This is a genomic window from Bacillus sp. AFS055030, from assembly GCF_002574545.1.
Lineage (GTDB): Bacteria > Bacillota > Bacilli > Bacillales > Bacillaceae_G > Gottfriedia.
Genome location: NZ_NUGT01000083.1, coordinates 92,043 through 102,616 on the forward strand (window position 1 = coordinate 92,043; position 10,574 = coordinate 102,616).

Here is a 10,574-nt window from a genome sequence, read left to right on the forward strand (position 1 = left end):
TTCGGTTATTTATATAGAAACTTATAAAAAATTAATCTATTTGGGAGAGTGAATCATGAAGTTTGTATTAGTATTCGGTCCTCAAGCTGTGGGGAAAATGACTGTAGGACATGAATTAGAAAAGATAACTGATTTAAAATTATTCCATAATCACATGACAATCGATTTGGTTAGTAAATTTTTTGATTATGGAACTAAGGAAGGTAGTAGATTAGTTAATTTATTTCGGAATGAAATATTTGAAGAGGTATCCAAAAGTGACTTATACGGTATTATTTTTACTTTAGTTTGGGCTTTCGATCAAAAATCTGATTGGGATTATGTAGAGAAAGTTTGTACCATATTTGAGTCAAAAGGAGCAACAACTTATTTTGTTGAACTAGAAGCAGACCTAGATGAGAGAATTATCCGGAATAAAACTCCGCACAGATTAGAGCATAAACCAACAAAAAGAGATATTGAATGGTCTGAAAACGATTTAATGAAGACAATGGAAAAATTCAGATTAAATTCGATAGAAGGGGAGATTCAGAAGGAAAATTATCTAAGAATAAATAACACAGATATGAGTGCAGAGGAAGTAGCTTTATTAATAAAAGAAAGATTTGCTTTGTAAGGAATAGATTTAGAGTGTTGAAAAATGAGCTTGTCAACTATGCTAATTTTTGGTTGATTTCCACTGAAACCTGTCATGAGTAAGGAACTTTCTGTTTTTTGCTGTTTTACTTCCCTATGAAACTGTTATGAGTAGAACCTTTAAGATTTTTGCTTAAATAATACTTAGACTTTTGTTGTTCTATATTGACAATGTTTTATTTCAACAGTCTGAAGCCACCCTATAGGTGGCTTCAGTTTGTTATCTAATCGATTTAATTTGCCTTAAAATTATAAAGTGGTTTAATGATTTTTATGACTTCGATCGCATCTTTAGTATTTTCAATGATTTCTTTCATTTCCTTATAAGCCATCGGACTTTCGTCAAGCGTACTCTCTAAAATTGAAGTACTCCAAACATCCTTCATTGTTTCTTTAAACTCATCTAGTGAAAGAGTTGCTTTTGCTTTTGAACGACTGAGAATTCGACCTGCACCATGAGGAGCTGAATAATTCCAGTCTGGATTTCCTTTTCCGACTGCAATCAAACTACCATCACGCATGTTGATTGGAATCAATACTTTCTCACCTTTTTGAGCAGAAATCGCTCCTTTACGAAGAATCATATTTTCGATATCAATATAATTATGAACGGTCGTAAATTGTTCAACAACCGTTAAATCCATATTCCTTACGATTTCATCCATCATTGCTTTGCGGTTCCATAAAGCATATTCTTGTGCAATTGCCATGTCATGCATATATCGATCAAACCAAACTCCTTCTAAATAAGCTAAATCCTTTGGAATATATTGTGAAGGTAGTTTTTTTAATGCTGCCTCAATTTCTTTCTCACGGCCCTCATCCCTTAATTGCTGAATGACTTTTGAACGATTTTCTGCCTGACTCTTTAACAATTCATACGCCTTTTTCTGATAAAACTCCGCTACAACTTTACCTAAATTTCGGCTACCAGAGTGAATAACAAAATAAATATTCCCGTCTTCATCAGCATTGCATTCTATAAAATGATTTCCGCCACCAAGCGATCCTAAGCTAAGTTTTGTTCTTGTTTCATTTAGTTCTTTAAAACAATATAGCTTCGAAAAGTCAACTTTCTTCACAAATTCGTGTTTATTATTTCGAATTGAAAACCCTGATGGAACATGTTTACGAATGACTGCATCTAACTTTTGAAAATCGATTTCTTTTTGTGAAACTCTTATTGTTTCCATTCCACAACCAATATCGTACTTTAACCTCTAATTTCTTAGAGAGTGGACTATACCTTCTCTACAATTATCGGAGTATGCAGCTCCTCATGTAGGCTCGCCGTGTTAATTATTCCATCTATTATTAGTAAGTAGAATAATTCTGCACAATCGTCTGCTAACAACGTGCAAGTCTCTGAACCATTTGACTATGTCACCATAACCTCTGGCTGCTGATTGCCCTCGACTATATTTCACGTTAGGGTTTCCAGCAATTGAGCGAGTTTTTTTACGTTGGAGCCGATTTCGTTAACCCCAACGAGATTTGGAACGATTTTATCTTGAATCGTCATTGTCGTCCCAATCGTACATCCCTTTCCTGCGTGAGTATCAGGCATAATTCTAATTTTAGAACGTTTTGCGAACTCTTGATTACATAATTCAATAATTTGCCCAATTGCTCCTTGATCCACATTATCTGTAAATATTTTGGCTTCATTAAATGAGCCTTTAACTGTAAGCATTCTTGTTCTCCTTTAATTTAGTTTTTTTATGGTCTAACTTTATTAAACTATTTCAAAGCATTTGGTAATAGTTCTTTTTTGACGATTTACTTTAGATTTTCTAAATTTAAAGAATACGAAAGAAATTCTTTATCAACTTGATAGCCATTTTTTTCATACAAAGCTTGTGCAGATTTATTATCAATCGCTGTTTGTAAATCTAATGCTTTTGCTTTCGACTCGATTGCAAATTTCTTTGCTGCATTTAACAACAATTGAGCTACTCCTTTTTGCCTTGCTGTCTCGGTTACATATAAATCATTTAAAATCCATAACTTTTTCATTGATACCGATGAAAATGAAGGATATAACTGTGTAAATCCTATAGATTGATCTTCCTCTTTCACAAGGAAAATAACTGAATCTTTGTTATTGATTCGTTCCGTTATAAAGTCAATCGCTCCGTTTAAATTACTTTCTTGTTTATAGAACATTCTGTACTGATCAAATAAATTTGCCACATCAAAAATATGCTCTGATTTTGCGCGAACGACTTCCATCATGTCACCTCTTCAAACTATTCATTAATCTATTAGTTAGTTCGGTACATTTCAGAAATTTCCTTTAATCGAAACTAGGTTACAATATCTACAAAAAATAGTAATTTTAAATTGTAAAGTTAATAATATAAAAAATCATCTACTAAATTTCCAAGATTTAGGTTTTCATATGGATTAACTTATAATAATATTGAAGATGAAAAACAAATTTAATTTTTGCTATTATGTGAAGAAATTAACATTCTTACAGTTGGGGTGATTCATAAATGGATAAAAAAGCACTCATTATTATTGATTATACGAATGACTTTGTAGCAGATGCTGGTTCATTAACTTGTGGTAAACCTGCACAAGATATTGAACAAAGTATTCTTCAAATAACTAAACATTTTATTGAAAATCAAGATTATGTTGTATTTGCAGTAGACGTCCATGATGAGAATGATCCGTTCCATCCCGAAACAAAATTATTTCCACCTCATAATATTAGACATACTAAAGGAAGAGATTTATATGGTGGATTAATGGATTTATACAATTTGACAAAAAGCAATTCAGCGGTTTCTTGGATTGATAAATCTCGATACTCTGCTTTTGCTGGAACAGACCTTGAGATTAAACTAAATGAAAGAGGCATTAACGAACTTCATTTAATAGGAGTTTGCACTGATATTTGTGTATTACATACCGCAGTCGATGCTTATAATAAAGGTTATAAAATAGTCGTTCATCAAAAGGCTGTAGCAAGTTTTAATGCAGCTGGGCATGAATGGGCATTAAGTCATTTTAAAAATACTTTAGGGGCGGAAATAAGATGAACTATAACTTTCAAGATGATAGCCTTGCACTTCATACAGATCTTTATCAAATTAATATGGCTGAAACTTACTGGGGAGACAATATTCACAATAAAAACGCTATTTTTGAACTTTATTTTCGTAAACTCCCATTTGGAAATGGATATGCAATCTTTGCGGGGTTAGAAAAAATAATCAGTTATTTGCAAAATTTTAAATTTAGTAGTTCAGATCTTGACTATTTAAAAGAGGAACTAGGTTATAAAGATGAGTTTATTCAATTCCTGTCTAATGTAAAATTCACAGGATCAGTGCGAGCAATTCAAGAAGGCGAATTAGTATTTGGCAATGAGCCAATTTTAAGAGTTGAGGCTCCGCTATTAGAGGCACAATTAATTGAAACTGCTTTATTAAACATTGTCAATTATCAAACATTAATCGCTACGAAAGCATCGAGAATTAAACATATCGTTGGTAATGATACGTTAATGGAATTTGGAACAAGACGTGCTCAAGAATTTGATGCTGCCATTTGGGGAGCAAGGGCTGCTTATATTGGTGGATTCCATGCGACAAGTAATGTTCGTGCTGGTAAATTATTTAACATTCCTGTTTCAGGTACACATGCTCATGCGCTTGTGCAAGCATATCGAGATGAATACATCGCTTTCAAAAAATATGCAGATCGTCATTACAACTGTACATTCCTTGTTGATACATACGATACATTAAAAAGCGGAGTACCTAATGCAATCAAAGTCGCCAATGAACTTGGTGATAAAATTAACTTTGCAGCAATCCGACTTGATAGTGGTGATCTAGCCTATTTATCGAAAGAAGCAAGAAAAATGCTCGATGAAGCTGGTTTCGTAAATACAAAAATTGTTGCTTCGAATGATTTAGATGAATATACAATTTTAAATTTAAAAGCACAAGGAGCAAAAATTGATTCTTGGGGAATCGGAACAAAGCTTATTACAGCATATGATCAACCGGCTCTGGGAGCAGTTTATAAATTAGTCAGTATTGAAGATGAAACTGGGAAAATGATTGATACAATAAAAATTTCTCAAAATCCTGAAAAAGTAACAACTCCTGGATTAAAGAAATTGTATCGAATAATTAATACAGTTAACCATCACGCTGAGGCTGATTATATTGCCCTTGAAGATGAAGATCCAGGGTCTGAGGAAAAAATAAAGTTATTCCACCCGGTACATCCATACATCAGTAAGTTTGTAACTAATTTTGAAGCTAGAGAACTTCATCACCAAATCTTTACAAAAGGTGAATTAGTCTACAAATTGCCTGCGATTAAAGATATTCAAGATTTTGCTGAAAACAACTTAAGTGTACTTTGGGAAGAATACAAGCGAGCATTAAACCCTGAAGAATATCCTGTAGACTTAAGTCAAAAATGTTGGGATAACAAAATGGAAAAAATAGCAGAAGCTATAAAGAAAACAGAGGAAATGAAAAATGGCTAAAATAGGGATTTATGGCAGTTCATTTGATCCGATTACAAACGTTCATTTATGGACTGCAAGTACGATTGCTCATCGTTGTCAATTAGACAAAGTTATCTTTTTACCTTGCTCTTCAAAAAGAAGAGATAAACAATTACATAATACTGATGAACATCGTTGGAATATGTTAAAATTGGCAATTCAAAACAACTCAAAGTTTATTGCAGACGATTATGAAATGAATAAAGAGGCTTGGGAAGTATTCACCTACTATACAATGAACCATTTTAAAGCTAAATATAGTGAAGATGAAGTGTATTTCATAATGGGTGCTGATCTCCTAGAAGACATTGCAGAAGGAAAATGGAAATACGGTGATCAATTAGTTTCCGAAAATAAATTCATTGTAATGGCCCGTGATGGAATTGATATGTTAAAGACGATCTCTCGTTCTCCCTTATTAAGAAATAATGATAACGGTTCAAGATTTCATCTGATTGATAAAGGATTAGCGATGGAGATAAGTTCAACATATATCCGAGAAGAATTTGCTAAAGGCGGCGAGCCTAGATATTTATTGCCAGAAGATTGCTACGCTTATATAAAAAAATATAATCTGTATCAAAAGGAGAATGAAGATTGAACAGTTTACAAAAAGAAATCATCGAAGAAATGAAAGTAAAGCCAGTTATCGATCCTAAAGAGGAAATAAGAATAAGTGTTGATTTCCTAAAAAACTATCTTAAAAAACATCCTTTTTTAAATGGATTTGTATTAGGTATTTCAGGTGGTCAAGATTCAACTTTAACGGGTAAACTTGCACAAATAGCTATAGATGAATTAAATAATGAGCAATCAGAAAAAGAATATGTATTTATCGCAATTCGATTACCATATGGCGTTCAAATGGACGAAGATGACTGCCAGGAAGCGTTAAAGTTTATCCAACCAACTAAGACTTACACAGTGAATATTAAAGCGGCTGTAGATGCAAGTGTTAATACATTAAAAGCTATTGGCGTTGACCTGACTGACTTTGCAAAAGGTAATGAAAAGGCACGTGAAAGAATGAAAGCTCAATATAGCATTGCTGCTATGAATGGGTGTGTTGTATTAGGCACTGACCATTCCGCTGAGGCTGTTACTGGCTTCTACACTAAATATGGCGATGGTGGGTCAGATCTTTGTCCAATTTTCCGTCTAAATAAACGTCAAGGAAAGATGCTGCTTAAAGAACTAAATTGCCCACCTAAGCTATATGAAAAAGTTCCAACAGCTGACCTTGAAGAAGATCGCCCACAATTAGCAGATGAAGTTGCTCTAGGTGTTACATATGATGAAATCGATGATTATTTAGAAGGTAAAGAAATTAATCGTGACGCTCAAGCAAAAATCGAATCATGGTTTAATAAATCAAGACATAAGAGACAAATGCCATACACTGTCTTTGATAAATTTTAATACAGATCGCCCGCCAACCACTCAGTCTGAAATCGGTTAATATTTTCAGGACACTAAAAAGCTACCAATTTTGGTAGCTTTTTGATTTTTGAATTGAACGCAATAAATGGATATGAAAGTAAAAATTGGACAAGGTAATAGTACAGTCATTAAGAAAGGAATGTTCATATTATGTGGATTTTATTTTTTATTCTTTTAATCTTATGGGTACTAGGTTTTTTTACTTTCCATATCGCAGGCGGACTAATTCATATTCTTTTAATTATTGCAATTATTGTATTTATCGTGAACCTATTTAGACGTAAAAAGTAGCAAATTTATAGAGATTACTTTTTCTAAAAACTGAGAGCTTGTTTTTCAAGCTCTTTTTTTATGCCATATTACTCTTCTATATTCCTCTATTTTTGAATAAACTTCTATGAATGTCATAAACAATAGAGGAGCGAAATTATGACTGTTAGTATGGAGCCCCCTATATCAATGGAACAAATGCTTCAAACAATTCGTACAGGACTACCAAAAACATTTGAACCTAAAAATATTATTATTGTTGGTGCTGGGATATCAGGTTTAGTAGCTGCTTCACTTTTAAAAGGAGCAGGACATGAGGTAACTATTCTCGAAGGAAATGATCGGATTGGTGGTCGTATTTTTACTAATCGTAATTTTTTTGCAGGACAGTATATGGAAAATGGTGCTATGAGAATCCCTTCTATTCACTTGCTTGTTTTAGAGTATATTAAAAAATTTAACCTTCCTTTAGAAGAATTCATTAATAGCACCCCAAATGATATTATTTTCGTAAACAATGTAAGAACTATTCAAAAGCTTTATGAAGAAAATCCAGACATTCTCAACTTCCCAACATCACCATCTGAAAAAGGTAAAACTGCTGAATATTTGGCTCAATACGCCATGCAACCAGTAACTGATTTCATAAAAAAGAATCCAAAGAAGAATTGGGAAATCGTTATTAAATTACTTGATCGTTTTTCGATGGAGTACTATTTGAAATATAATCCATATGGCAGAACATTATCAGTTGGAGCCATTGATATGATTAAGGTTATGCTTGGGATGGAAGGCTTCCCTGAACTTTCATTCACTGCCTTACTTCGAGAAGTAATGATCCTATTTACGCCTGGACTAAAGTTTTATGAAATTAAAGGTGGAAATGATCACTTACCCTATTCATTCCTACCAGAGCTAAAAGAAAATATTTATTATCATCAAAAAATGAAAAAAATTGAACAACACGACTCTTCTGTCACGATTCATACAGTGGATACACAAACCTCACAGGCATATTCTGTAACTGGAGACTTAGCCATCATTACTATACCTTTTTCATTACTAAACTTCGTTGAAATCATTCCACGTGATTTGTTTACTTATAACAAATATAAAGCAATTCGACAATTACATTATGTTCCTTCGACTAAAATTGGTTTACAATTTAAAACTAGATTTTGGGAGAAAGAGGGTTTTATTGGAGGAAAAATGATTTCTGATCTCCCTGTTCGTTATTCCTATTTCCCGAGTCAATCCGTTGGTTCAGATGGCCCAGGTGTCATATTAGCAAGCTATACATGGGAAGATAACGCATCAATTTGGGATAGCTTATCTGAAAAAGAACAAATAGAGAATGCGCTGGAAGATTTATCAAAGATATACGGTAAAGAAATATATAATGAATTTATGACTGGTAATACTTTTAGTTGGTCAGAAAATCCTTTTTCAGGTGGAGCTTTTGCTATTTTCAAACCTGACCAGCAGACTGAAATTGCTCCATATATTTCAACTCCCGAGGGACTAATCCATTTTGCGGGTGATCACACTTCTACAGCACCAGGTTGGATTCAAGGAGCAATCGAATCTGGAATAAGAGTTGCTTATGAAGTTAACGATCTACCCAAATCAACCGCGACTGTGAATGATGTTACAAATGATCAAATGGAATCGTGACAGGTTCAGATTTCTAACCTGAACTTTTTGTAAAGATGATTTTATTTCTAGTAAAACAAAAAAAAACCCACAAGGTACATAATCTTGTGGGACTTTATTATGATATCATCCAATTTTTAAATAACCTACTGATGGAACGAATGAGTATCCTTGATTGATAACCATATCTGTTATTTCTGTCGTTTCAGTATCCTTGACTTGATGAAACAATTTATATTTTATTGATTTTATTTTCTTTCCCCTTAATACATTATTTAAATAAATTAACTCAATTTCTAAAAATGGTATTCTGTACTTTAAATTATTCGTGATCCTATTTGTGATTAGTTCATAAAACTCAATATCGTCAGTATTAACTGATTTTTTTTTCATATCTTCTATTAATTTATTCTGTTTATCAGTAAACTCACTAATAATATATTCGATTTCCACTTTTGAAAGGGAACGAGTTTCTTTTAATGGCAATGTAACTTGATTTGTTTTTTCTTTCCTAAATAATCGTTTAAAAAATTTAATCATAGTCCCGTCCTCTTCAATTTTTCTTATTTATATTTTGTCATGATTAAACAAGAATGTAAAAGTAATTTTTTAGGCACTAATACTATTCTATTATTAAACTGAAATTCCTTTGTAGAATTGGCTTCCTTTTAAAATTTTTATTTGCTTACTATTCCTTATTTAAGATAATAATGATCTCCATAAATAAGTTTTAAAAAATTTTCCCCATTAACTTGATGGAGTACCTCATTATTAGATCGGGCTAAAAATACTTGGCATTTTTTAAAACTAAAATCTTTTGGTGTTAAGATCGAGATCGAATTCTTATTATTATCTAATACAAGAGATTCATTGAATTCTTTATACATATTAAATTACCTCTTCCTACAATCTCAGTATTCAAACTGAAATTCCACTGATTTACTATTCATAAATTAACAGTTTCCTTTTCTTGTACGGACTTTCCTCTCTGTGATAGGTAGCTGTGTAAGATCATACCAATCATGATAATAATCATTCCGATCCAAGAAATAATTGAAGGAGATGCCGATGATAAAAAGATCATCTCACCAATTACTGCAAACAGTACTTCCATTGATTGAGTTGCCTCTACTGCTCCTAATTTTTGCATATTTCCCCTTACTAAGTCGGTAGCTCGAAAAAATAATACAGTAGCAATTACTCCTGATGAGATCGCTACAATTAAGGATTGTGATACTTGACTTTGACTTGGTAGTCCTATTGTATACAAGCCATAGATTGATAGGATGATCCAAAATGGTAAACTTGCTAAAGTCATTCCTAAAACGCGTTGATATACATCTAGCTTTCCATCACATAATTCCATCATTTTCCGATTACCTAGTGGGTATGCAAATGAGGCAATAATAACTGGCAAAATACCTGTTAAAACCGTTGAAATAGCTATTTTTGTTGCTAACTCAACTTGCATTAACAAAATACCAAATATGATTAGTAAAGACATTCCTAATCCTTTAAAAGGAATTTTTCCACGTACCTTCCGAGTTCCATTTGATGTTTGAATTGAAATAAAGAAAAATGGTGCTAAAAGTGACCCAGATAAAATTGTTATCTGCCATGAACTAGCTATAAGCCATCCAGGAGAATAAACCGCTGCTAGACAGATTGGTGCATAAAACAAACCGAATCCAACGGTTGACCATATAACCCAACTTTTTAATTTCCCTTTCATTTCTATCAATAAATCATACAAATTTCTTCTAGTAATTACGATGATTAATAAAAAAGGTACCATAAAAAAGTATCTTAAGGATGCACTCCAAATCCAACTCCCACCAGATAATTCCATCGAGCGGTTTAAAATAAATGTAATTGAAAAGAACAATGCCGCTAATATTCCTAATAGTATCGGGCGCATATTACCACCTCTATAATTCTTCTTGTCTTTTAATTTCCCCATGGACACTTTATGAGGAAGTAGATCTCCGCATCTGGCCTTTTTACTTCCTCATGAACCTTCTATGAGGAAGTTTATCTC

At 32.8% G+C, this 10,574-nt stretch carries 11 protein-coding genes and 1 pseudogene; 7 read left to right on the forward strand and 5 right to left on the reverse strand.

The features are described from left to right. Positions 1 to 55: 55 nt before the first annotated feature. Complete coding sequence (locus CN925_RS19925) at positions 56 to 616, forward strand: DEAD/DEAH box helicase family protein (RefSeq protein WP_098848545.1); 561 nt, start codon at positions 56 to 58, stop codon at positions 614 to 616. 253 nt (positions 617 to 869) lie between these two features. Here CN925_RS19925 and CN925_RS19930 read toward each other — a convergent pair whose 3' ends face one another. The 3 genes and pseudogenes from CN925_RS19930 to CN925_RS19940 all read right to left on the reverse strand — a co-directional run bounded on the left by CN925_RS19930 (position 870) and on the right by CN925_RS19940 (position 2,868). Then, positions 870 to 1,829 (reverse strand): RtcB family protein, encoded by a 960-nt coding sequence (locus CN925_RS19930; protein ID WP_098848546.1) that lies wholly within the window; start codon positions 1,827 to 1,829, stop codon positions 870 to 872. A 284-nt stretch (positions 1,830 to 2,113) separates the two neighbouring features. Continuing rightward, a pseudogene (locus CN925_RS19935) lies at positions 2,114 to 2,329 on the reverse strand (RtcB family protein); the annotation flags it as partial. A gap of 86 nt (positions 2,330 to 2,415) precedes the next feature. Next, positions 2,416 to 2,868: a GNAT family N-acetyltransferase gene (locus CN925_RS19940; protein ID WP_098848548.1), complete on the reverse strand. Its 453-nt coding sequence runs from the start codon at positions 2,866 to 2,868 to the stop codon at positions 2,416 to 2,418. Positions 2,869 to 3,134: 266 nt separating this feature from the next. On the opposite strand from CN925_RS19940, the gene CN925_RS19945 reads away from it, so the two are divergent. The 6 genes from CN925_RS19945 to CN925_RS19965 all read left to right on the forward strand — a co-directional run bounded on the left by CN925_RS19945 (position 3,135) and on the right by CN925_RS19965 (position 8,557). Next, positions 3,135 to 3,686 (forward strand): cysteine hydrolase family protein, encoded by a 552-nt coding sequence (locus CN925_RS19945; protein ID WP_098848549.1) that lies wholly within the window; start codon positions 3,135 to 3,137, stop codon positions 3,684 to 3,686. After that, complete coding sequence (locus CN925_RS19950) at positions 3,683 to 5,152, forward strand: nicotinate phosphoribosyltransferase (protein ID WP_098848550.1); 1,470 nt, start codon at positions 3,683 to 3,685, stop codon at positions 5,150 to 5,152. Before CN925_RS19945 ends, CN925_RS19950 begins: the two co-directional genes overlap by 4 nt. Next, positions 5,145 to 5,774 (forward strand): nicotinate (nicotinamide) nucleotide adenylyltransferase, encoded by a 630-nt coding sequence (gene nadD, locus CN925_RS19955; RefSeq protein WP_098848551.1) that lies wholly within the window; start codon positions 5,145 to 5,147, stop codon positions 5,772 to 5,774. Before CN925_RS19950 ends, nadD begins: the two co-directional genes overlap by 8 nt. Next, positions 5,771 to 6,592, forward strand: coding sequence for an ammonia-dependent NAD(+) synthetase (gene nadE, locus CN925_RS19960; protein WP_098848552.1), 822 nt, complete (start codon positions 5,771 to 5,773; stop codon positions 6,590 to 6,592). Before nadD ends, nadE begins: the two co-directional genes overlap by 4 nt. A 171-nt stretch (positions 6,593 to 6,763) precedes the next feature. Continuing rightward, positions 6,764 to 6,904 (forward strand): lmo0937 family membrane protein, encoded by a 141-nt coding sequence (locus CN925_RS21105; protein ID WP_216600079.1) that lies wholly within the window; start codon positions 6,764 to 6,766, stop codon positions 6,902 to 6,904. Between the two features lie 138 nt (positions 6,905 to 7,042). Further along, on the forward strand, positions 7,043 to 8,557 hold the full coding sequence (locus tag CN925_RS19965) for a flavin monoamine oxidase family protein (protein WP_098848553.1): 1,515 nt from the start codon (positions 7,043 to 7,045) through the stop codon (positions 8,555 to 8,557). 105 nt (positions 8,558 to 8,662) lie between these two features. On the opposite strand, the gene CN925_RS19970 is transcribed toward CN925_RS19965, so the two are convergent. Together CN925_RS19970 and CN925_RS19980 are read right to left on the reverse strand one after the other, a co-directional pair. Beyond that, positions 8,663 to 9,076 carry a hypothetical protein gene (locus CN925_RS19970; RefSeq protein WP_098848554.1) on the reverse strand — a complete coding sequence of 138 codons (414 nt, stop codon included), beginning with the start codon at positions 9,074 to 9,076 and terminating at the stop codon, positions 8,663 to 8,665. A 406-nt stretch (positions 9,077 to 9,482) separates the two neighbouring features. After that, a complete protein-coding gene (locus CN925_RS19980; protein WP_098848556.1) occupies positions 9,483 to 10,454 on the reverse strand; it encodes a DMT family transporter in 972 nt (323 codons plus the stop codon). Positions 10,455 to 10,574 lie beyond the last annotated feature (120 nt).